The 22,705-nt window shown below is 38.2% G+C and carries 23 protein-coding genes; 14 read left to right on the top strand and 9 right to left on the bottom strand.

What is annotated here, in order from left to right:
• Positions 1-32 precede the first annotated feature (32 nt).
• From AAEY55_RS13265 to AAEY55_RS13245, 5 genes are all read left to right on the top strand, one after another.
• Positions 33-461: an organic hydroperoxide resistance protein gene (locus AAEY55_RS13265; RefSeq protein ID WP_011329816.1), complete on the top strand. Its 429-nt coding sequence runs from the start codon at positions 33-35 to the stop codon at positions 459-461.
• A gap of 156 nt (positions 462-617) precedes the next feature.
• Positions 618-962, top strand: a complete 345-nt coding sequence (locus AAEY55_RS13260) for a metalloregulator ArsR/SmtB family transcription factor (RefSeq protein ID WP_089369128.1) — start codon at positions 618-620, stop codon at positions 960-962.
• Positions 963-1,124: 162 nt separating this feature from the next.
• Positions 1,125-2,138: an ArsJ-associated glyceraldehyde-3-phosphate dehydrogenase gene (locus AAEY55_RS13255; RefSeq protein ID WP_089369129.1), complete on the top strand. Its 1,014-nt coding sequence runs from the start codon at positions 1,125-1,127 to the stop codon at positions 2,136-2,138.
• Between the two features lie 12 nt (positions 2,139-2,150).
• On the top strand, positions 2,151-3,377 hold the full coding sequence (gene arsJ, locus AAEY55_RS13250) for an organoarsenical effux MFS transporter ArsJ (protein WP_089369130.1): 1,227 nt from the start codon (positions 2,151-2,153) through the stop codon (positions 3,375-3,377).
• A 96-nt stretch (positions 3,378-3,473) separates the two neighbouring features.
• The gene (locus tag AAEY55_RS13245; RefSeq protein ID WP_089369131.1) at positions 3,474-5,594 is read left to right on the top strand and encodes a methyl-accepting chemotaxis protein; all 2,121 of its coding nucleotides are present in this window, start codon (positions 3,474-3,476) and stop codon (positions 5,592-5,594) included.
• A gap of 83 nt (positions 5,595-5,677) precedes the next feature.
• Here AAEY55_RS13245 and AAEY55_RS13240 read toward each other — a convergent pair whose 3' ends face one another.
• Positions 5,678-6,262: a TetR/AcrR family transcriptional regulator gene (locus tag AAEY55_RS13240; protein WP_011329821.1), complete on the bottom strand. Its 585-nt coding sequence runs from the start codon at positions 6,260-6,262 to the stop codon at positions 5,678-5,680.
• Between the two features lie 110 nt (positions 6,263-6,372).
• Between AAEY55_RS13240 and AAEY55_RS13235 the strand changes: the two genes are divergently transcribed.
• The gene (locus AAEY55_RS13235; protein ID WP_011329822.1) at positions 6,373-6,915 is read left to right on the top strand and encodes a carboxymuconolactone decarboxylase family protein; all 543 of its coding nucleotides are present in this window, start codon (positions 6,373-6,375) and stop codon (positions 6,913-6,915) included.
• Between the two features lie 73 nt (positions 6,916-6,988).
• Here the strand turns inward: AAEY55_RS13235 and AAEY55_RS13230 are convergent, their stop codons facing one another.
• Entirely contained in the window at positions 6,989-7,516 is a 528-nt protein-coding gene (locus AAEY55_RS13230) for a hypothetical protein (RefSeq protein ID WP_089369133.1), read from the bottom strand.
• 61 nt (positions 7,517-7,577) lie between these two features.
• Between AAEY55_RS13230 and AAEY55_RS13225 the strand changes: the two genes are divergently transcribed.
• The 6 genes from AAEY55_RS13225 (at position 7,578) to AAEY55_RS13200 (ending at position 12,358) form a co-directional block, all read left to right on the top strand.
• Positions 7,578-7,940 carry a DUF1294 domain-containing protein gene (locus AAEY55_RS13225; RefSeq protein WP_089369134.1) on the top strand — a complete coding sequence of 121 codons (363 nt, stop codon included), beginning with the start codon at positions 7,578-7,580 and terminating at the stop codon, positions 7,938-7,940.
• Positions 7,941-8,050: 110 nt separating this feature from the next.
• Positions 8,051-8,545 (top strand): DsrE family protein, encoded by a 495-nt coding sequence (locus AAEY55_RS13220; protein ID WP_370446755.1) that lies wholly within the window; start codon positions 8,051-8,053, stop codon positions 8,543-8,545.
• Positions 8,545-9,168: an SGNH/GDSL hydrolase family protein gene (locus AAEY55_RS13215; protein ID WP_089369136.1), complete on the top strand. Its 624-nt coding sequence runs from the start codon at positions 8,545-8,547 to the stop codon at positions 9,166-9,168. The genes AAEY55_RS13220 and AAEY55_RS13215 overlap by 1 nt, the downstream gene beginning before the upstream one ends.
• Before the next feature lie 81 nt (positions 9,169-9,249).
• Complete coding sequence (locus AAEY55_RS13210) at positions 9,250-10,818, top strand: EAL domain-containing protein (protein ID WP_089369137.1); 1,569 nt, start codon at positions 9,250-9,252, stop codon at positions 10,816-10,818.
• A 57-nt stretch (positions 10,819-10,875) separates the two neighbouring features.
• Entirely contained in the window at positions 10,876-11,397 is a 522-nt protein-coding gene (locus AAEY55_RS13205; protein WP_011329828.1) for a hypothetical protein, read from the top strand.
• A 271-nt stretch (positions 11,398-11,668) separates the two neighbouring features.
• Positions 11,669-12,358 (top strand): LuxR C-terminal-related transcriptional regulator, encoded by a 690-nt coding sequence (locus AAEY55_RS13200; protein ID WP_089369138.1) that lies wholly within the window; start codon positions 11,669-11,671, stop codon positions 12,356-12,358.
• 52 nt (positions 12,359-12,410) lie between these two features.
• On the opposite strand, the gene AAEY55_RS13195 is transcribed toward AAEY55_RS13200, so the two are convergent.
• Genes AAEY55_RS13195 through AAEY55_RS13180 form a run of 4 tightly spaced genes read right to left on the bottom strand, consistent with a single transcriptional unit; the run spans position 12,411 to position 15,545 of the window.
• A complete protein-coding gene (locus AAEY55_RS13195) occupies positions 12,411-13,184 on the bottom strand; it encodes a CsgG/HfaB family protein (protein ID WP_011329830.1) in 774 nt (257 codons plus the stop codon).
• On the bottom strand, positions 13,184-13,594 hold the full coding sequence (locus AAEY55_RS13190; protein WP_011329831.1) for a curli assembly protein CsgF: 411 nt from the start codon (positions 13,592-13,594) through the stop codon (positions 13,184-13,186). Before AAEY55_RS13190 ends, AAEY55_RS13195 begins: the two co-directional genes overlap by 1 nt.
• Before the next feature lies 1 nt (position 13,595).
• Entirely contained in the window at positions 13,596-13,997 is a 402-nt protein-coding gene (locus AAEY55_RS13185; protein WP_011329832.1) for a curli production assembly/transport protein CsgE, read from the bottom strand.
• A 42-nt stretch (positions 13,998-14,039) separates the two neighbouring features.
• Positions 14,040-15,545, bottom strand: a complete 1,506-nt coding sequence (locus AAEY55_RS13180; RefSeq protein WP_011329833.1) for a curlin — start codon at positions 15,543-15,545, stop codon at positions 14,040-14,042.
• 564 nt (positions 15,546-16,109) lie between these two features.
• Between AAEY55_RS13180 and AAEY55_RS13175 the strand changes: the two genes are divergently transcribed.
• Entirely contained in the window at positions 16,110-18,614 is a 2,505-nt protein-coding gene (locus tag AAEY55_RS13175) for a S8 family serine peptidase (protein ID WP_089369139.1), read from the top strand.
• Between the two features lie 108 nt (positions 18,615-18,722).
• Here AAEY55_RS13175 and AAEY55_RS13170 read toward each other — a convergent pair whose 3' ends face one another.
• Positions 18,723-19,205: a putative 4-hydroxy-4-methyl-2-oxoglutarate aldolase gene (locus tag AAEY55_RS13170; protein WP_011329835.1), complete on the bottom strand. Its 483-nt coding sequence runs from the start codon at positions 19,203-19,205 to the stop codon at positions 18,723-18,725.
• A 277-nt stretch (positions 19,206-19,482) separates the two neighbouring features.
• Between AAEY55_RS13170 and yddG the strand changes: the two genes are divergently transcribed.
• On the top strand, positions 19,483-20,403 hold the full coding sequence (yddG, locus tag AAEY55_RS13165) for an aromatic amino acid DMT transporter YddG (RefSeq protein ID WP_011329837.1): 921 nt from the start codon (positions 19,483-19,485) through the stop codon (positions 20,401-20,403).
• Between the two features lie 40 nt (positions 20,404-20,443).
• Here yddG and AAEY55_RS13160 read toward each other — a convergent pair whose 3' ends face one another.
• Together AAEY55_RS13160 and AAEY55_RS13155 are read right to left on the bottom strand one after the other, a co-directional pair.
• A complete protein-coding gene (locus AAEY55_RS13160) occupies positions 20,444-20,977 on the bottom strand; it encodes an ankyrin repeat domain-containing protein (RefSeq protein ID WP_089369141.1) in 534 nt (177 codons plus the stop codon).
• Between the two features lie 111 nt (positions 20,978-21,088).
• Positions 21,089-22,624 carry a catalase gene (locus tag AAEY55_RS13155; RefSeq protein WP_089369142.1) on the bottom strand — a complete coding sequence of 512 codons (1,536 nt, stop codon included), beginning with the start codon at positions 22,622-22,624 and terminating at the stop codon, positions 21,089-21,091.
• Positions 22,625-22,705: the final 81 nt, after the last annotated feature.

Genomic DNA, 22,705 nt, shown 5'->3' with positions numbered 1-22,705 from the left:
GTTAATTAATTTTTTAAATTTTGGAGTTCATTATGAATGTATTACAAAACGTTGCCTATACAGCAAAAGCAACTGCAACCGGTGGCCGTGAAGGCACTGCTAAATCTGATGATGGTCGTTTAAATGTAGATTTATCAACTCCTAAAGGCTTAGGCGGCGATGATGGTAAAGGAACTAACCCTGAACAGCTATTTGCAGCAGGTTACGCGGCATGCTTTATTGGTGCGCTTAAATTTGTAGCGGGCAGCGAGAAAATTACTCTGCCAAGTGACACGCACATTAACTCAGAAGTGTCGATTGGCGCTATTGACGGTGGTTTTGGTATTGCAGTTAAGCTAGCGGTGTCGCTGGGTGATATGGATAAAGCGCAAGCACAGGAGCTTGTAGATAAAGCGCACTTAGTATGCCCATATTCAAACGCAACACGCGGCAATATTGAAGTTGAGCTGTCGGTTATTTAATAACGGCACTCGCTAATATTTAAAAAGCACACAATAACCTTGTGTGCTTTTTTGTTTTTGAGGTCATAAAAATAAATATACGAAAAATCGTATATTCACTATTTCATATATTCATTTTTTGTTTTATTGTGTACATATTAACGATACGAGGACGCTATGGAACAATTCAACCCCCTGCAATTTTATAAATGCCTAGCGGACGATACACGGTTAAAGGCCATACTGCTTATTGCTGATCAGCAAGAGTTATGTGTTTGCGAATTAGTTGCGGCACTTAATTTAAGCCAACCTAAAGTGTCACGTCATTTAGCACAGCTTCGCCAATGCGGATTGCTTACAGATCGAAAACAAAACCAATGGGTGTACTACAGTATTAATAAGGCACTACCAGATTGGGCACAAACAGTAATTACGCAAACACGTGTTGCAACAGCAGCATTTTACAAAAGTGATTTAGAGCGCTTAAATGCTATGGGTAATCGCCCTGAGCGCTGTTGCTAAGTAACCTGATCTGTGGGTAATAAACTTATCTCAAGCAGCTATTTTCACTGAAAACCTCTGGCTAGAGAAAATAAAATTAAATATAACTATGACTCAATACGTTAGTAAATCTCTTAACCAGAGTTCAGATTAAGTAATTAATATAACAAAAGGTATTTTATTATGACCATTAAAGTAGGCATTAACGGTTTTGGCCGTATGGGGCGTTTAACGCTGCGCGCAGCGGTTGACTGGCCAAATATAGAGTTTATAAAAGTAAATGATATAGCGGGCGATGCTAAAACCCATGCCCATTTATTGGAGTTTGACTCAGTGCATGGGCGTCTACATCATTCTGTTACTGCTACTAATAATATTATTGAGGTTGGCAAACACAATATAACTGTAAGCAACCATAAAACCATTAACGACAACGATTGGTCTGGTTGCGATGTAGTAATAGAAGCCAGCGGTAAAATGAAAACGACCCAGTTACTAAATGCGTATTTAGCCCAAGGTGTTAAACGCGTGGTGGTGACCGCACCGGTAAAAGAAGAGGGCATTTTAAATATAGTAGTAGGGGTGAACGATCATCTTTATAAGCCAAGTGAGCACAAAATAGTTACTGCGGCCTCCTGTACCACCAACTGCTTAGCGCCTATTGTAAAAGTGCTGCAACAAAAAGTGGGAATTAAACACGGCTCCATAACCACTATTCATAGTACTACCAACACGCAAACCATTATTGACGCACCACATAAAGACCTACGCCGAGCACGTTCTTGTGGCACAAGTTTAATACCAACAACAACAGGCAGCGCAACAGCCATTACGCATATTTTTCCTGAGCTTAAAGGCAAATTAAACGGCCATGCTGTACGTGTACCACTTACTAATGCCTCAATTACCGATTGTGTGTTTGAACTGCAGCGCAGCGTTAGTGAAGATGAAGTAAATGGCTGGTTTAAAAGTGCGGCTAATAACGAGCTTAAAGGTATTTTAGGTTACGAGGAAAAACCACTGGTATCGATTGATTACGCAACCGATCCGCGCAGCAGCATAATAGATGCGCTTTCAACTATGGTAATTAACAACACTCAGCTTAAATTATACGCTTGGTACGATAACGAGTGGGGCTATGCAAATCGTACTGCAGAGCTAATGCTTAAAGTTGGTTTAAGTGATCAATCAAATTAATAGGCTAATTTAATGTTTGCGCAACTAGCTAACTTACCAAGCTCACTAAAACAGTATTTTATCATTACCGGCAATTATTGGGCTTTTACTTTAACCGATGGCGCACTGCGAATGTTAGTGGTGCTGTATTTTCATCAGTTAGGTTATGGCGCATTAGCGATTGCTATGTTGTTTTTGTTTTATGAAATATTTGGCGTGATCACTAACTTAGTGGGGGGATGGTTAGGAGCGCAACTTGGCTTAAATAAAACCATGAATATAGGCTTAGGGCTGCAAATACTTGCGCTTGCTATGCTTTGCGTGCCAACAGATTGGTTAACGGTTGCTTATGTAATGGCAGCACAAGCGTTAAGTGGGATTGCCAAAGATCTTAATAAAATGAGCGCCAAAAGCGCGATTAAATATTTGGTGCCGCAAAACAGCAGCGGGCAAAGTAAATTATATAAATGGGTTGCCATACTTACTGGCTCTAAAAATGCATTAAAAGGAGTGGGCTTCTTTTTAGGTGGGGTACTGCTTACTTTATTTGGTTTTGTTGGTGCGTTGTTTACTTTAATCGTTTTATTGAGTGTTGCCTGGGTTATAAGTTTAGTCTTTTTAAAAGGCGATATAGGTAAGGCCAAAAACAAACCTAAATTTAAAACGTTATTCTCTAAATCTCGCGCTATTAATTTACTTAGCACAGCACGATTGTGTTTATTTGCCTCGCGAGACGTGTGGTTTGTAGTGGCTCTGCCTGTGTATTTAGCCACGCAATTTAACTGGAACCATACTTGGGTGAGTGGCTTTATGGCACTGTGGGTAATAGCGTATGGGTTAGTGCAATCGCAAGCACCGCGAATTACTGGGCAAGTTATTACCTCTGGTTTTAATACAGTTAATAAAGCATATAAATGGGTTACGCTATTGTGCGTTGTAACTGGCATTTTAGCGCTGCTAATGCAATTTAATAGTGCGGTAAATTATCCGCTTATAGTGGGCTTATTTATTTTTGGTGGGGTGTTTGCTGTTAACTCATCGCTACATAGTTATTTAATAGTGAGCTTTGCCAGCAGTGATGGTGTGTCGCTCGATGTAGGCTTTTATTACATGGCCAATGCCATGGGGCGCTTACTGGGTACTGTGCTTTCTGGTTGGGTATTTCAGCTTTATGGGTTAGTGGCGTGTTTATGGGTTAGTGTTTTTTTACTCATTATGGCTGCAATAGCCACCGCTTTTTTGGCTAAACATGAAGGCTAAACTTTTGTATGAGATTGCTGTTTTTACACTAAATTAATAGCTTCATTTTATAGAACAACTAAACTATATACGTTAATTAATTAAAGGGTGTGATGAATGCGGGAAATAGCGTTAGCAAAAAAGTTATTGTGGCTCTCAGTGGGCAGTATATTTATAACTGTATTAGTACTGTCTAGTATTTTATGGTGGCAGTTATCATTAAGTAATAAAGATTTAGCGGCCAAGTCTGAAGAATATATAGTTGCTGAAGTAGAAGAAAAACTTAATGCAAACGCGGCTGTTTACGGTGAAAGTATAGCTGGGTTTATTAACGAAGCCTACCGAATTCCCTATACATTGGCAGCATTACTTAGCGACGCAGCCCAGCAAAATAGCTTAAACCGAGATACAGTGGTAAGTATTAACCACGCTATTATTGAAAAAAACACTCTTTTATCATCGGTTTACTCACAGTTTGAAGCCAACGCTTTTGACGGCCAAGACGCCTACTTTCAGCAAGGCTATAAACATTCTGTTGATGGTGCTGGCACACTTGAAGTATATATTACCCGCGACGAAAACGGTGTTATTGAACAGCAAAAAGTAGCTAACGCCGCAGATAAATACATTACAACACTTAACGAGTTTGGTATTCGAGAGGCACATTGGTATTTATGTGCTAAAGACACACTTAAGCCGTGTATTATGGAACCCTACCTATACGAAATTCCCTCTGGCGATTCGGTTATGCTAACGTCTTTAACAGTGCCTATTTTAAAATCAGGGCAGTTTATTGGTATTACTGGCGCTGACTTAACACTACCTACATTTCAAACCATGACAGAGCAGCTTTCTAAGCAACTTTATAATGGCAAAGCAAAAGTAACCTTGCTGAGTGATTTGGGGTTAGTGGTTGGTAGCAGCCATTATAAATCTAAATTAGGGCGTCCTTTTAAAGAAGCTGTTAACGCAGTAACGATTAATAATTTAGAAAAGCTAAAAGATCACAGTGGTATTTTTAAAGCTAACGATCAGTATTTAGTTAATTACCCAATTAATATTAAGCTTGCTAATAGGCAGTGGTCGTTAATTATAGAAGTACCAGCAGAGCTTGCACTGGCAGGGCCGCAAGCTCTTTCGCAAAACATGCAGCAAACTGCGCAGTCACTAGGGGTTATTATTTTAATAACCGGTTTAGCAATTGCAGTTGTTGCTTTTATTGTTATGAAGCTAGTTATTGGCAGTATTGTTGCTCCACTGCAGCAAATTCAGCAACGCGTTGATAACCTTGCCAGCTCAGAGGGCGACTTAACTCATACGCTGCATGTAGAGTCGCATGCAGAGCTAATTGCATTAGCCGATGGCTTTAATCGATTTTTAACTAAGCTTAGAGTGTTAATTGCACAGCTAAAAGATGTGTCTGATCAAACTAAGCAGCAAGGTAAAATTGCCCAGCATATTGCTATTGATACTAAACATAATGTACAGGCGCAGTTTCACGAAATTGAAAGCGTAGTTACCGCAATGAATGAAATGAGCGCAACTGCGCTTGAAGTTGCTCGCGCATCAGAACAATCGGCGCAACAAGCGGGTGAAATTAATAACTTAGTGGTAAGCAGTGAAACGAGTTTGTCATCAGCCATGAGCCAAGTTAAAACCATGTCTGAGGAAATCAAAGAAGCTAACCAAGCGGTGCAAAAAGTGGCGTCGCGCAGTAACGATATAACGCAAATTTTAGATGTGATTCGTACTATTTCAGAGCAAACCAATTTACTTGCGCTAAATGCTGCAATTGAAGCTGCACGAGCGGGTGATCATGGTCGAGGCTTTGCGGTTGTTGCAGACGAAGTGCGTGCACTGGCGTCAAAAACGCGCTCATCAACCGATGATATTAGTCGATTAATTGATAGCTTGTTGCTTGAAGTAGGTAATGCCTCAACGGTTATCGAAAAAGGCGTAGTACGGGCACAAAGTGCAGTTGATGAAACTTCAGTAGCGTTTGATGCACTGCACAGCGTGGTAATTAAAGTGGACGAAATTACCAATCAAATTACGCATATTGCTACCGCAGCTGAAGAGCAAAGCTTAGTGAGCGAAGAAATAAACCGTAATTTAACGCTGATATCAGACGCGGCTTCGCAGCTATCTGATTTATCTTCACAAGCAGGCGACAGCAGTGAAGTACTTAATAAATTAGTTGCGCAACAAGACTCAGAACTTAATAAGTTAAAAACGTAATAGTTATTTAGCACTGAGACAAAATAAAAACGGCAGTAATTTAAATTACTGCCGTTTTTGTTCAAATAACTAAAATGAGACGTTTATAAGCTTTTTATGATCTTAAACATTTGATCTATCATTGGCTGAGCCAGTGACTCAACACCCGGGCGATTAAAATAACCACGTAAACCAGTAAACTGCACTTCAAAAAAGCGTGCATACTCTTGCGCAGATATATTATTACTTAACTCATTTTTTGCTATTGCTTGTTCAAAAAGAACCGAAAGGTAGTTTTCAAATTTATCAATTAAATCTAAGCTTAGTTGATATAAATTGCTGTCTTTATCTGCAAATTCACAGTTGGCCTTTACCAGCATACAAATAGCACTAGGCGCACTTTCTTTTTTTGTTATTACATTTTCAACAAAAGCGCGCAGCCCACCCAAAATAGTATCTGATGTGGATAGGCACTCTTTAATCTGGCTCTCCATTTGTACTGTGTAGTCTCGTAAAGACTCAATATAAAGCCCTTCCTTAGAGCCAAAAGCAGAGTAGATACTGCCAGGTCGCATATTAATAGCTTCTTGTAAATCACGCGTCGATGTTGCATGAAAACCCTTTTCCCAAAATAGCTGACTTGCAAGGCGGACAACTGTCTCACGCTCAAACTTAATCTTATTCGCCATCTCATTTCTCAATTATTTGAACACATGCTCAATTTTAACTTGAACAACTGCTCAAAATAAAATGGTATGTGTCTCGAAGTTAACTAACTAATTATTTATTGGAGCTAAACATGACAGAATTTACTTTATATACAGCAGAAAATGCACCTGAAGAATCAAAATCTCTTATGGCCGATTCAGTAGCTGCGTTTGGTATGGTACCGAACCTACATGCAGTAATGGCAGAAGCACCTACTTTACTTAAAGGTTATCAAGTACTGCATGAGCTGTTTCAAAACACGTCATTTAATGCTGAAGAATTAACGGTTGTATGGCAATCAATTAACGTTGAACATAACTGTCATTATTGTGTGCCAGCCCACAGTGCAATTGCAGCGTCAATGAAAGTTGATCAAGGTATTGTTGATTCGCTAGTAAATAAAACACCACTTGCTGATCCTAAGCTTGAAGCACTTCGTGAAACCACACTTGCAATGGCACGTGACCGCGGTGTGATAAGTGATGAGCAGATTGAAAAGTTTTTTGCAGCGGGTTATGGCAAGCAACAACTGCTTGAAATTATTGTAGGCTTATCGCAAAAAGTAATGAGTAACTACACTAACCACCTTGCAGATACGCCAGTTGATGAACCATTTAAAAAATTCATAAAGTAGTTTATAAATTCTAAGTAGTTATGAAAAAGGCAGCCTTGGCTGCCTTTTTCAATTAAATGTTGTTATAAACGCTTTATTGAAACTTAACCTGCTGGTTACTGCGTGTATAGGTTCGGGTTGCAGGTTTAGTCCACTCGCCTTTTTTTAAGTACGAGGTTGATACAATAAATTCATCACCTTTAATTTCGCTGGTAGACTTAACTTTAGTTATGCCTTCTTTATTTCCCGTTACTTCTTCATAGGCTACAAACTGAGTAGGGCTAAGTATCTTCATTGTGCCTTTAGTGTAAAACCCCGCCGTAGTGAAATAATAAAATACTAATGAGTCTTTTTTACTATCGTAAAATATCATCGACTCGCCGCCATACTCTCCTTCATTGATTGAATGTATAGTACGAATAGCTTTACCGTTTAAAGCCCGCTGCCATTTACTAATGTCTTGCTTTGGCTTTGCGCCTTCAGGGACTGTAAAATTAGCCTGCCATGTGCCTAAATATGGCTTAAATGCGCTGAGCTCTTTAGCTAAATCAGCTGGATGTGCATTTACAATGGTTGTAAATACAATGCAAAAGGTTAGTATCAGTGTTTTTAAATATGACATAATTACTGCCTAGTATAAGTGAATCTGGGTATGGCCTAGATACAGTATAGGTGAGAGTTACTTGATTAAAAAAGCATTATTACTTTTTTCGATTGGTTTTTTGTGTGTATTAACCGTAGGAGGGCTGTTTAGCTATTGGCCCACAATTGCCGCAAGTGTGTACGTAGTTATGAGTACAATTACCATTTTAGTTTATAAATGGGACAAACGTTTGGCCATGAGTAAAAAGCAGCCAGTGGTGAGAGTGCCTGAGCGAACTTTACACCTTTTAGCATTATTATGTGGCTGGCCGGGGGCGTTAATCGCTCAGCAATGGTTTAGGCATAAATCACAAAAGCGTATTTTTATAGCCGTACTTTGGCTCACCATAATTATTAACTGCAGTGCGTTATTTGGCGGCTACTATTATTGGCAACTAGGGTAAAACATTACTCGTAGATAGCTTAAAGTAGTTCAAAAAATGACTATTAATTAAAATATTAAAAATAAAAAGGAATAATATTAATGAAATCTTTTATTTTAGGTCTTGGCCTAATGTTTGTAAGCCTGCCAGTATTTGCGAATGACTTAGAGCCCGCAATAAAAGACTTTGGCTTTTTTTATAATGTACCCTCACATGCACCTATAACGCAAAACACACATTTTAAAATTGCCTTTGATGTTGGTAAAGGCGCGCAAAAAGGTGAGCAAAATAATGGTATGAATTCTTTAGCGCGGTTTATTAATATGCATATAGCACATGGTATTAAACCAGAAAATATAGAGCTGGCACTCGTAATACATGGCAGTGCAAGCGTAGATGTGCTTGATAATAATACATATAAAAACCGCTTTGAAGTCGATAACAAAAATCAAAGCTTAATTGAGCAATTACTTGTTAATAATACGGTGGTTTATGTATGTGGGCAGTCGGCCACGCACTATAAAGTAGCTCCTGAGCAGTTAATAAAAGGCGTAAAAATGTCGTTATCGGCAATGACAGCACATGCGCAGTTACAACAGCAGGGCTATACGCTAAACCCTTTTTAATGATAAAAAACATATTATGCTTTGGGGATTCCAATACTTGGGGTTTAAATCCGCAAACAGGAAAACGATTTAGTGCTACAGTGCGCTGGCCAGCGAAGCTTGCTGTAAAGTTAGGGGCTAATTTTACAATAATAGAAGCTGGGCAGCCTAACCGTGCTTTAGTAAACAACCCACCGTTTGCAGGTGAGTTATCGGGCGTAACTTATTTACAGTCTTACTTAAATGAACTTAAAATAGATTTAATTATTATAGATTTAGGTACTAACGATCTGAAAAATCGGTTTAGTTTAAATGCGCACGATATTGCCGCTGGGTTAACAGCATTAATAGATTCAATATTGAATTTTTATGAGCAAAGCAATGCGCCAGGCTCTCCAAAAATTTTAATACTTAGTCCCGCTCATGTACGAGAAGTCGGAAGTTACGCAGGCGTGTACAAAGGGGCAGAGCAAAAAGTAGTGCAATTAGCTGCAGCATTTGAAAATGTTGCTAGTATAAAACAATGCTCATTTTATGACTTGGCAAGGATTGTGAGTGTTTCAAATGAGGATGGTGTGCATTTAGACGAAAAACAGCATCAAAAAATTAGTGATGCATTAGAGGCGATTATTCGTGAGTTTTAATTTTTAAATATTTATTGTAAATATATTATCAGAAACTTGAATTTTCAGTTACTTATGTAATTATTAAAGGACTTTGCATAAATGGGGATACCTCAATTTACAATGAAACAGCATCCTAAAAAAATAATAGTAGTACTGCTATCAGGTGGATTTATATTTGCATTAGGTTGCTTTATTTTATTGTACTTTGCGGGTCAAAAATTAGTAGCGCAAACACATTCAGACTCACAATATTTACTCTCCCAAGTAGACGATGGTGTAGAGGAAAGCGTTCGTGTTTTAACTAAATTAAATAACCTAAATTTTACTACTTGTAACGAAGCGAATTTACTTGCTATGCGGCGGATGCTATTTGATGCCAAGTTTGCTATTGATATAGGCTACTTTAAAAATAATACATTAACCTGTACTACAGGTACTGGTATGCTTGAAAATCCTTTACCAGATAACCAACCAGATTATATTGTAAATAAAAATAAACCCTCACAAATAGGCATACGCTTTGAGCCTGAACTTTACTTATTACTCTTTACCGAGCGCCCACTAAAAGTACTAATTATTCGCCAAGGCAATTATAACCTCATACTAAAATCAGAAGTATTCGATCCTAAAATTATTGTAACGCCTAATTGGCAGGTTTTTTATAAAGAATCTGAAAACTTATTTCATTTAGCTGGGCAAACAGGGATTCATAATAATATAAAAAGTAATGACTATTTACATTACGAAACGAATATAACGTGCAGTAATAATAATAGAAATTATTGTGTTGCTTTGTATTTGCCATGGGATATATTTTTTGCCGATAATCGTCAACTATTTATTATTTCGTTTATTTTAATTTGCTTGGTGAGTATTTCGTGTGGCTTATTAGTTGATGAGCACCTAACTACGCGCCGCTCAATTGTAAGCAGGATACGTAGGGGATTAAAGAGCGGTAATTTTTATTGGGTTTATCAGCCAATAGTTAATTTACAAAGCGGAAAAATAATTGGTTGCGAGGTACTTGCGCGCTTTAAAGATGATTACGGGGTGCTTACACCGGATCAATTTATTCCTATACTTAGACAAATTAATTTAACTTGGTCTTTTACCAAAATAATGATTAACACTGTACTTAATGAGTTAGAAAGTGCAGAGCAGTTACCAAGTGGATTTAAGGTGTCATTAAATATTTTTCCTTGTGATGTAGAGCAAGGGAATGTGTTGTCATTACCGAAAATAACCGGATTAATGCAATCTAAATTTGTAATTTGTTTAGAAATAACCGAAGACGAGTATTTAGATTCAACTATTGCTCATGGCTATTTTAAAACATTAATCGAGTCGGGTTTTCGCTTGTCGCTTGATGATTTTGGCACTGGGTATTCAAACCTAAAAAACTTACATAATTTGAGTTTCCATCAGCTTAAAATAGACCGTTCATTTGTACAAGACATAGCTACGGAAGGCTTAAAAGCCTCTATGATCCCTAATATTATGGAGTTGGTACATAAATTTGGTTATACCTGTGTGGCAGAGGGCATAGAAACAACAGAGCAAGAAGTCATTTTAAAAGAAGCAGGGGTACATTACGGGCAAGGCTGGAAGTATGGCCGGCCTATGCCTATTTTAGAATTTAAAGAGTATATAGCTAGATCGATAAAGTAACGCTTAGCGTATATAAAAGCACAGGTATTACTTTAAAAATTATAATTAGGATTTACTATGGCTAAATCAATACTCACTGCTTTTTTATTTATATTTTTAGCGGCATGTTCTACTCAGTACCCAAATCAGCAAGTAATTGGTAAACAATTTCCAACGATTGACGGCGAAAGTTTAACGCAAAATAAAGTGACTATTCCAAGCGATTTTAATGCAGATAAAACACTTTTGCTTATAGGCTATAAGCAAGATAGTCAGTTTGACATTGATCGCTGGTTAATTGGCTTAGATATGAGTGGTGTAGTTATTCCTACCTACGAACTACCCACTATTGCTGGTATGGCACCTCGCATGTTTAGTGCATTTATAGACAGTGGTATGCGCAAAGGAATTCCAAAAGAGCTTTGGGCTGGGGTAATCACTATTTATAAAGACGGCGAAAAAGTACAAAAATTTACTGGTAATCAAAATCCCAATAATACCCGTGTAGTCCTTATAAATAACAGCGGTAAAATACTTTATTTTTACGATAGAGGCTTTTCAGTTGATGCGTTAAATAAGTTAAAAGCGACTATAAACTAAATTTATTGATTGCTTTTGTTTTACAGCTTTATTCTAAATGACTATTACTAGTTTTCCTCTACTGATGTTAATTTTGGCTTCGTTAATTACGGTGTGTTATGCAATAAGTAATAGTTAGTTTGGGTTAAATAAATAGATACGTAAGGCAGCAAAGCATGCTTATCGTGAGCTGTAAAACAGGTGGTTAACAACTGTGAACGAATGTAAAAACTGTATTGTAAGTTGTTCAAAAATTAGGTAGTGTTACATAAGAATTCTAAGGAAGAGTTTTATGTTACAGCAATCAGCATTTATAAAAACAAATTTAAAATCATCGGCTTGCTCGTATAATTATCAAGATATTTTAAGAACTCTCCGAGCCTTATTCAACACTATAAATATGGATGATGCACTGCCAAACGTTGAGCAACGTTCACAATATACTTTGTATTTAATTGATGGCGCCACGCATAATTGGCACAACCTTGTACCTGCAGATTTAATCGCTTTAGCGAGGCAGTATAATGTGGTGATATTTAATGTTGAGCGTAAAGCAATATGTGAGAAAAACTTACTACTTAACCATGTTAATGGTGTGTTTTATAAATCGACGCCAAGTGAGGAAGTTTTTAAAGGTTTAGTTAAAATAAATGCAGGCGAATTATGGTTTACTAGAATGATACTCTCCCAAGCATTCAGCGACATTTTAGTTGCGACCTCTTCGTTTAGTAGTTTACACGAAGGCATAGAATTAAAGCAGGACGATTATCAACATTTAACTAAACGAGAGCGTTCAGTTATTCATCTTATCGCGCAGGGGGCGAGTAATAGTGTTATCGCAGATAAATTAAATATTAGCGATCATACAGTCAAAACTCATTTATACAGTGCATTTAAAAAAACAAGTTCTCGTAATAGGGTTGAGCTGGCCAACTGGGCGCAGCGTTACATATCGGTTTTATTACCAATGAGTAAACAATAATTACATACATTAAAAATGGCTACTTTAATAAGTAGCCATTTTTATTTGTTACTTAACTTGCTTTTTTAGCCCACAAGCCTTTATCAATACCTTTAGTTATAAGATCAGTGAGTGCTTTTTCAATTGCTTGAGTAACACAAATACTCATTGGCTCGTTATCACTATAACCGGCTTCTGCCTCGGCAAGGCGCTTATAACTTACATATCTAAAAAAGCCTGCACGCATCTCTTGGCTCAATACTTTTTTACTGGTTGCTACCGAGAGTAATACTTGCCCTGTACGTACGTCTACGGCACGTAAATAAATAGATATAGCATCTTCTCTATATAATTCAGATGCACCTATACCAAAGTACTCCATTCCTAGGCCACCGGTTTTTACATTGGTGTCATAACTAATAATACCGCCTTCTAAAATAATTTTAGCTGTTGTTAATGGCGGTAAATCGGCTTGATTTGGGTTTTCTGACTGGGCAGCACGAATGATTTTCCGCTCAGTTAGAATGTTTTGTAACCCTTCGCGCTCAACCGGTGTAAACCAATCTGATTCATGCAATGCCTGAATTAATATGGAATTAGCCCCTTGAGTAACTGCGGTTGAAAAAGAGCTAACATTCGTTTGCGGTTTGTATTGACCCGTTTGATCTCTAAATGAATAAACAGAGACGGGAATGCTGCCCATTGGCTTGGGTAAGTTTTTTAAATCAGCAAAAATCTCAGTAGGCTCTAAACTTATGGCTTTTTGTTGCGATGGCGGAATTAAATTTCCTATCGTTGTACAGCCCGTTAAAGTAAGTAATATTATTGTTATTAGCAGTTTATACATTATCCAAACCTCGGTACTTCGATGATTACAATGGTGCCATCTAGCATATTTGTTATTTTTACAGTAATAGTATCTGTGGTACTGGTGATCACTTCAATTTGGTAGTCACCACTCATAAATATAGAGTCTTGATTAAATATGCTGTCTTCAGAGTCTTCACCAAATGCCATATTGGTAATTTCTCTGACCATTCTATTTAGGTAAGTACGCTGTAAAGAGTCTTGAAATTGTTCTGCATAATCTCTTTCGATGACAGGTGCTTTGTGTTTGTTTTGCGCTTGAGCTTTACTCAACAACATATTTGCATTGAGTGGGTTGCCGCCAAAACTTGGGTTAATTGGGGTGTAAATTAATTCAGTTGCACTAGCTGAAAAGCTTAGAGTTATTATTATAAGTAGTATTTTATTCATTTTACCATCCGTTTACAGCCATATCGGGAGACGATACAGCCATGTTTGAGCGAGCCATTGCATCTATTACAATATAAACTGCTTGTTCAACGCGTTCGTCAAGAGGCTCTAACCTACGACCTAAATAAGTTGCATAAATAAGTTGGTTATTCATTATTAAAGAAAGCCTGGTGCCAGCCTTAGGTAGCACGGTTTCTTTTATTTCAATATTAAACCCCGCAGTTGAAGGTAAGTCTCTCCAGTAGTTTGAAAACTTGTAATAAAACTGATGGCCAAAACGGCTAATACTTCTATCGAGTAATAAGCCATCTATTTCTAGTTCATCATTTGCAAATGCTGCAGGTGAGAAGCACAGTAAAACTGATAGTAAGTAGCTAATATATATGCTTTTATTATTTTTCATATTATAAAAGGGGGGAAGTATACCTCCCCCCCACCTTAGCAATTACATTTGCGTAACTGTAGCTGTATTTCCGTCACCAATTTGCGTAACAGATACCATGTTATTCGAGCCGATTATGCCGCCTTGAACAAGGTTATCGTTACCAATTTGATTAACAGTAAATGAAACATCCTCTCCAGCAATTAAAAAGGCTGACTGATCCATACCTGTAACCCAGTTTCCTTCACCTTCTTGTGAAATATCAATGCTATGGCCGCTACCTTCAACCATAATGTCAACTAAGTTGATTTCACCGGTTTGCGATATATCAATTCGGTTTGTATTACTATCTAATATACCAGCAAGAGTAACCATGGTTTCATTTGCTACACCACTTTGCATGATATCAATATTGTTATCATTAGAAGTTAGTGCCGTATTAGGGTAAGAAGACTCTACAACTGTTGTATTTTCGTCACCATTTTGAAATACATCTACATCGTTACCAGTACCATTAAAGTTAACCAGATGTGCGGCATTTAAATCACCAACTTGGTTAATTAAAAACTCATTATCTGAACCAATAACACCCATGTATGCTTCGTTCCCAAAGCCATTTTGAGTTGCAGTTAATTCGTTATTATCACCAATTAATTCAGCTGTAGCTGAGTTGAGAGTATCTAACTGAGTAATAGTAATTTCATTATTATTGCCTAAAAATAGAGCCGAATCTGCTGTATTGCTAGTACCTTCTTGATCAAGGTCTATTTCGTTATCACTACCAACAATAGCAGCAAAGTTAACTGCATTAGATTCACCATCTTGCTCAACTTTTAGCTCATTAGCATCACCCGATACATCGCTAAAGGTTGCTATGTTGCGCGAGCCATCTTGTTCAATATCAAGGTCGTTATCATTACCTTGTAAAGAATTGATTGTAAATGCGTTCCAATAAACCCCTGATTGCTCAATATCAATAGTATTTTGATCACCGGTTAATGACGTTATTTCAGCTTCGTGCCATTCACCAGTTTGTACTGCACTGATTTCGTTGGCATTACCTTGCATATCAAGGTTATAAAACCAATGGCCACCAGCACCCTGAGCTACATCAATCGTATTATCGTCACCCGTGATAATGTTTATAGCTTCGTTATTTACTAAAAAGCCAACACCCTCTTGGGCAACAACTAAAGAGTTGTAATCACCGGTTACTTGCGAGATTAAACCGTTAGCAACACCATCTTGAGAATACTCTTCTGTATTACTATTGCCCACAGTAGCAACGCCTGCGTAATTACCAGTTTGGTTTTGCGTAATTTCTGTGTAATTTTCATTACCATCAATGGTAGCAAGCATGGTGTTGTTATCACCTACTTGTACTAATAATGCATCGTTATTGTTGTTGTTTTGTATCAAAGTCATGTTATTTGATGCGCTCATTACAGAAATGGCCGTACCTATTTCTGAATTTGAGGCTGATTTAGTATCTGTATTTGCATAAGAAGCGAAGCTTGCACCCATTGCAACTGCAACTGCGCAGCTTAAAATTGATTTAGTTAATTTCATTATTTATTCTCCTTGAATAGTAAAAATAAAATACCTAGATATTATCTGTTTTAATTAGGTATTTTCTGTTTCAGCATGCCGTGCTGATATAATGTGTTGTGATCCACTTGATTACTTTTAAGTATGTAAAGTGTTAAGTATGACCAGCGCTCACTGCTTATTTGCATCTTAGATAAAGTACAAGCTGCTCACAGTGAAACAATAATCATGGTGTTAACTGTATTAGTTAATTTTAATTTGTTAAATCATCATTTTTTACCAATTTTAAAGTGCTTATATTTCATGTGCTTATGGTTGTTTTTTGTTTTTATTATGGTTTTATGCAAAAAGCAGTAAAAAAGAAGGAGGTCTACGCTTTTTAACTTATTTAACAAGTTCATAACAACGGCTGTATTTTATGTTTTTCCGATGAAAATCTAGTCAAAATGATTGGTTTTTGCTTTTCTTGCTTGTGTAATTTTATCTTTAGCTGTTTTCTAATAGCTTGCCATGTGATCCCTTGTACTGAAGTAGTAAATAAAATTACTTAGTGTTACTAAGTTAACCCAAACTATGGATAGAACAATGAAAACAAAATTATCTATTATTACACTTGCACTCCTACCTTGCTTAGCCGCCGCTAAAGTGCCCGATGTTGGTGTGATGCAACAACAAGATGCAGCGACTAGTGATTCTTTAATTGTTAAATATAAAAAAAATGCCACCCCAGCAATGCGAAAGCATGCAAGATCTTTAGTTAGAGCTAAAATTTCAGATTTAAATAATGATGAAATAGATGACAGCTATACCTCATTACTTTCAGGTCGCCTTGCTAAGTTTAAAGTAGCGGGCATGAGCACCAAAGAAGCGATTGAGCGCTTAAAGTCGCACCAAGCCATTGAATATGTAGAACCTGATTATAAAGTTAGTATTGCGAATGTACCCAATGATCCCCGTTTTGATGAACTTTGGGGCTTACATAATGTAGGCCAGTCAGGTGGTACCGTTGATGCAGATATTGATGCTCCAGAAGCATGGACTATTTCTATTGGTAGCCGAGATGTAGTGGTAGGTGTAATCGATACCGGTGTTGATTATAGCCATAATGACCTTGCAAGTAATATGTGGGTAAATACCGCTGAAATTGCAGGAGATGGTATAGATAATGACGGGAATGGTTACATAGATGACATTTATGGTATCAATGCAATTACTGATAGTGGCGATCCAATGGACGACCAAGGGCATGGTACTCATGTGTCAGGGACTATTGGTGCAAGTGGCAATGATGCGATCGGTGTTGTAGGGGTAAACCATGAAGTGTCTATTGTTGGCTGTAAATTTTTAGCTGCTGATGGCACGGGGAGTACTTCTGGGGCAATTAAATGTATTGATTATATGATTAGCCTTAAAAATTCAGGTGTTAACCTTCGTGTGCTAAACAATAGCTGGGGCGGCGGCGGGTTTAGCCAAGCACTTGCTGAAGCGATTGATGCAAGCGAAGCGGCAGATATACTTTTTGTAGCTGCGGCAGGTAACGATGCATTAGACAATGATCTTAACCCTCATTATCCATCAAGCTATGAGCACGATAGTATTTTATCTGTAGCAAGTACAGATCGTAATGATGCTATGTCGAGCTTTTCACAATGGGGCTTAACAAGTGTTGATTTAGGTGCCCCAGGTACTGCCATTTTATCTACTGTGCCAGGAAACGCTTATAGTAGTTACTCAGGCACCTCTATGGCAACGCCTCATGTTGCTGGTGCTGCAGCACTTGCTTTATCAGTTAACCCAGATCTAACAGCGTTAGAATTAAAAGAGTTATTAATGAGTAGCGGCGATGCCAACGCAGCACTACAGGGTAAAACGGTTGCTGGTACACGATTAAATGTAAACCAAGCGCTAATTGACGCAGATCCAACCCCAGGCTTTAAACTCAGCGTTAGCCCTTTGTCACAGGAGATCACTGCGGGTGAGTCAGCAAGCTATACGTTTAGTGTAGGCTCAATTGCCAATTGGGATGGTGATGTTGCGTTTGCATTGACAGGTAATTTAGATTCAGCGTCACTTTCACGAAACACTGCTCGCCCAGGTGAAGAAGTACAGTTAGTAGTACCTACCACTGAAGAGACGCAGTGGGGTGAATATGAGTTTACCGTTACAGCAACGTCGGATGATAGAGTTAAGGAAAGCACTGTAAAATTAATGGTTAAACCTATGGGGTTGAATGATTTTACTTACAGCAGTGATGAAAATATTGCTATTCCTGATAATGCGCCAGAAGGTGTAAGCTCTGTAATTACGATTGCAGATGAGTTAACCGTTTTTAATACAGTTGCCGATGTTAACATTAGTCATACTTGGTCTGGTGATTTAATTGTAAAGCTTATCTCAGCGCAAGGCACTACAATAACGTTACAAAATAAAGAGGGCGGTAGCTCAGACGATATTATTAAAAGCTTCACTTCGGATGCATTTAATGGCGAAGTAGCCACTGGCGATTGGGCATTACATGTACAAGACACTGCCGGTGCTGATACAGGTAATATAAATGGCTGGTCACTTACTTTAAGTGCAATTGGAGAGGTAAGCCCGCAACCACCACGTGCTAGTTTTAGCGTTGAAACACAAGGCTTAACGGCTTCGTTTACCGATAGTAGCACAGATGCTAATAACGATATTACACAGTGGCAGTGGAGCTTTGGTGATGGTGCTACATCAACCGATGCAAGCCCTTTGCATGCTTATGCAGTGGCGGGTAGCTATGAAGTTGAATTAACTGTTACCGACAGCGAAGGCAATACCAACGCATCAACTCAAACTGTAGTAGTGAGTGATGTAGAGATTGAGCTAAGCCTTAAGCGCGCTAATAAATCACGCTTAGGCACAATGCGTGTAGAGCTAAGTTGGCAGCAAGTGGGTGCTCAGTCATTAAATGTATATCGTAATGGCGAGTTAGTAGGCACAACCTCAGATAACGGTCGTTATCGTGATTATGTACGTGGTGCAACACTACCTGCGTACGACTATCAAGTGTGTGTAACTGAAAACGTGTGTTCAAACATAGTGACGGTAACTTTTAACTAATAAAATAGTTACCTATTAATATGACACAAGCCCAGCAATGCTGGGCTTTTTTGTTTCAGATTTTATTAAAAAAGCGGCAGCTAATCTATTTTAGTTGTGATTTAGCAACTAACTAAGTTTATATTTACTCACAATTAGCCCGTTCACATCGGCGTAAAGCCAATCATTAGGCTCAATGCAGACGCTTAACATGGCAATAGCTTGATTATTTTCACCACAACCTCGCTTTAACGTACAGCGTGGTGTTGAGCCAAGCGCCATAATAGGTAAATTTAAGGTAGCAAGAATCTCAATATCTCGGCAACAACCATTTATAACTATACCTTCCCAGCCATTTTTTAAAGCACGCTCTGCCATAATATCGCCAATAAATGCAAAGCGTTTACTAGCAAAGCCGTTAATAACCAGCACTTTACCTACGCCATTTTGATGAAGTATTTCAGCGGCAAACGAATTGTCATCGGGGCACGTTACAGTAACGACTTGACCACTAAAGGTGGTTTTGTTGCCAAAGTGCTGTAATCCACAGTCGGCTACTTGTACGCTATCACGGTGTTCGTCGTATAGATCGGGAGTCGTGAACTTGTTCATATTTGCTTTCTCTGTTTAGTGAGTTATTTAACCACACCACTGTAAAAGTGGTAATACGAGACAAAAGAGTCAGTAACTTTAATTTATCTAGCGTTTGTGCTGCTTTGCTAAATTTAAACACTGAATGGCTGTTTACGCTTATTGCTTATAACTATAGTGATAATATTTAGCTTTGATAATGCTAGTTATGCACTGCAGATTAACGGCATGTTATTGTTAAAACAAAAAATTACTGTTAGTTTAGCTGCAAATTATTAAGTAGTACTTTAGGTTTAATATGGATTTTATAAGCAAAAATAAATATACACTTTATGGAGTCGCTGCAATATTACTGTGGAGCTGCTTAGTGGCATTACTACGGGATATTTCTGAGTTGTTTAGCCCCATTGGTGGTGCTGCGGCTATGTACTCTGTAAGTGCGATATTTTTAATTTTGGTTATGGGAGTGCCTAAGTTTAGTGGATTTTCGAAACGCTACTTGGTAGTAGGTACTTTATTATTTGTGTCGTACGAAATTTGCTTGGCACTTTCTATCGGTATGGCAAATAGCCGCCATCAGGCTATGGAAATGGCGGTAATTAATTATTTATGGCCCACGCTGACTATATTGCTCTCTATTATTATTGGGCGTAAAAAAGTAAGTTACTGGGTTTACCCAAGTATGATCATTGCTTTTTTAGGGGTTGCTTGGTGTATTACGGGCGATCAAGAAATGTCAGTCGATACGTTAGTTACTAACTTTGCTGATAATCCTGCTACTTATTTAATGGCATTAGCTGCCGCGTTTATATGGGCTATTTATTGCGTAGTAACGCAAAAAATAAGTAATGGTAAAAATGCTATTACGTTATTTTTTACTGTTACGGCAATGAGTTTGTGGGCGCAATATGGTTTTAGTAATGAAGCGCCATTAACGTTTTCAATCAGCTCAAGCATGACATTGTTACTTGCGGGTGTAGTTGTTGGCAGTGGTTATGCACTGTGGAATCAAGCGATTATTGGCGGTAACTTAATGCTGCTTGGAACGCTTTCGTATTTTACGCCGGTGTTTTCTACTATTATTTCGGCGTTGTATTTGTCTATTACGTTAAGTGCTTCGTTTTGGCAAGGAGTGGTGCTGGTAACACTTGGCTCGCTAATTTGCTACTTTGTAACGCGAGATAAACCCCAAAAATATAATGTAGAAGTAACGACTTAAATAAGCAGTCCGCTAAAGTTTAGTTACACCTAAAGCTCTTTTATAAGGGCTTTTGAACTTTATTTAGAGTTTTAACCTGCGTGAGTAAATTGAGCACTTTTTGCTGGCCAAATGTGTGTGCAAATTGCTCGGCTGTTTGGCCTGCTTTGTTTTGATGTGCGTTGTCGCAATCAAGTGATACCAGTGTTTTGGCTATACTAAACTCACCTCTAAAAATAGCGGCCATAAGGGCTGTGTTACCTCGGTTGTCTTCCATGCAAGCATTAGCGCCTAAGTGTAAAAGTGTGTTTACCGTATTTTTATTACCATGGTAAGTGGCAATCATTAATGCGGTGTAACCTTTATTGTTATAGCTGTCGATAGGAATGCCGGCACTTACAAATTGCTTAATTACAGCGGTATCGTTGGTACGTGCAGCAGCAAAGTAATAAGCAAATAAACTCTCGTATTGTGTTTGCGCTGAGTGTTGGTTTTCAAGTTGTGTACTAGGTGTTTGTGTATCCGTTGTATTTTGAGCGTAAACACTACTGGTAAAGCTTATTAGTAGCACTACTATAATTAATAAATTACGCATTACTTTATACCTTTTAAAAAGAGGAAGGGGATTGGTTGCCTCCTTCCTCATGGTTGTGGTTACTTATATAACAGCTTGTTTAGTTGGGACTAATGTTTTGTAACTTGCTAATTACAGGTTAGCTGCAAGCTGCTTAACTATTTTAATATCGCCATTAACGGCTTTAGTTAAACGTGTACCGTACTCACTATCAGCTTTGTAAAAGTGGCTAAGCATTTTGTGCTTAACGTTACTGTCTTTTATTTTTACTAAATCGCCCGCTAGGTTATTGATCAGATTAGTACGCTCTTGCTTACTAAAACCTCGGTATAAAACACCTGCTTGCGCGAAGTTTTGCTGCTTTTTAATGGCGGCTTGTTGTACGTAACCTTGCAGTTGCGTTTGGCTTCTACGGGCAATTGGGTTTTCAGCTACGTTTTCTTGGCTTGGTTGATAGTTTACGTTGCTTTGAGTATTACCATAGTTCATTGCGCCGTCTTGGTTGTAGTTAACTACCTCCACTTTTGCACGGTTAATTGGCAACTGTTGATGGTTAGCACCAAGGCGATACATTTGCGTATCTGCGTATGAAAATACACGCCCTTGTAATAACTTATCTTCTGAGGGTTCAATACCCGCAATAATGTTAGACGGTGCCATTGCTACTTGTTCTGTTGACTGAAAAAAGTTAGTTGGCATGCGATTAAGCGTTAATGTACCTGCCTTCACTTCTTTTACACCTAACCACATTTTTGTTGCATCTAATGGGTTGTAATCAAAGTCGTCAAGCTGCGACGGATCAAGCGTTTTAATGTATAGATCCCATTCTGGGAAGTTACCTTTATTTACTTCGCTGTATAAATCACGCGTTAAATGTTGAAAGTCTTGGCTTTGAACTTCAGCGACTTCTTTTGCATTTAAATTCTCAATGCCTTGTTTACTTACCCAATGAAATTTAACGTACTTAACATCGCCCGATTTATTGATCATTTTATAAGAGTGAACACCCCAACCATCCATTTTACGTAAGCTTGCTGGTGTGCCGTAGTCGCTATAAACCCACGTTAACATGTGAGTAGAGCCTGGTTCGTATGAAAAAAAGTCAAAAACACGGTTAGGATCTTGAATGTTATCTACAGGTGATGGCTTTAATGAATGGATCATATCTGGAAATTTAATTGCATCACGAATAAAAAACACCGGTAAGTTAAGGCCCACTAAATCCCAGTTACCTTGATCGGTGTAAAATTTAATCGCAAAGCCACGTGGGTCGCGCAGTGTTTCTGGGCTACCTTTTGAGTGAATTACCGATGAAAAACGTACAAAAACGTCAGTTTCTTTACCGGCCTCGGTAAAAGGTGCTGCCATGGTTAAATCATCTAAACTTTTAGATGCCACAAATACACCATGAGCACCCGTACCACGCGCATGTACCACACGCTCAGGAATACGTTCACGTGCAAAGCGTTGTAGTTTTTGAATTAGTTGTACGTCTTCTAATAACACACTGCCGCGCTCGCCTGCAGTTATTGAATTTTGGTTGTCGCCAACAGCTGCGCCGTTGTCTTTAGTTAATGTAGCCGCGCTTGCTGGTAATGCCATCGCAAGTGTTAACGCGCTTAATGTTAGTTTTGTATTCTTGTTTATTGCGTTTAATAAAATATTCATGTCGACCTTATTATTTAAAATTGCCGGCAGTGCTGCTGGCTGTTTAACTGTTGAGGAGTGTATGAATATTCCTTTGTTCGG

The sequence above is a fragment of the Pseudoalteromonas sp. 120-MNA-CIBAN-0494 genome (assembly GCF_040308885.1).
Taxonomy (GTDB): domain Bacteria; phylum Pseudomonadota; class Gammaproteobacteria; order Enterobacterales; family Alteromonadaceae; genus Pseudoalteromonas; species Pseudoalteromonas nigrifaciens.
Note: the sequence above shows the minus strand (reverse complement) of the source record. Positions and strands in the feature narration are given on the sequence as shown.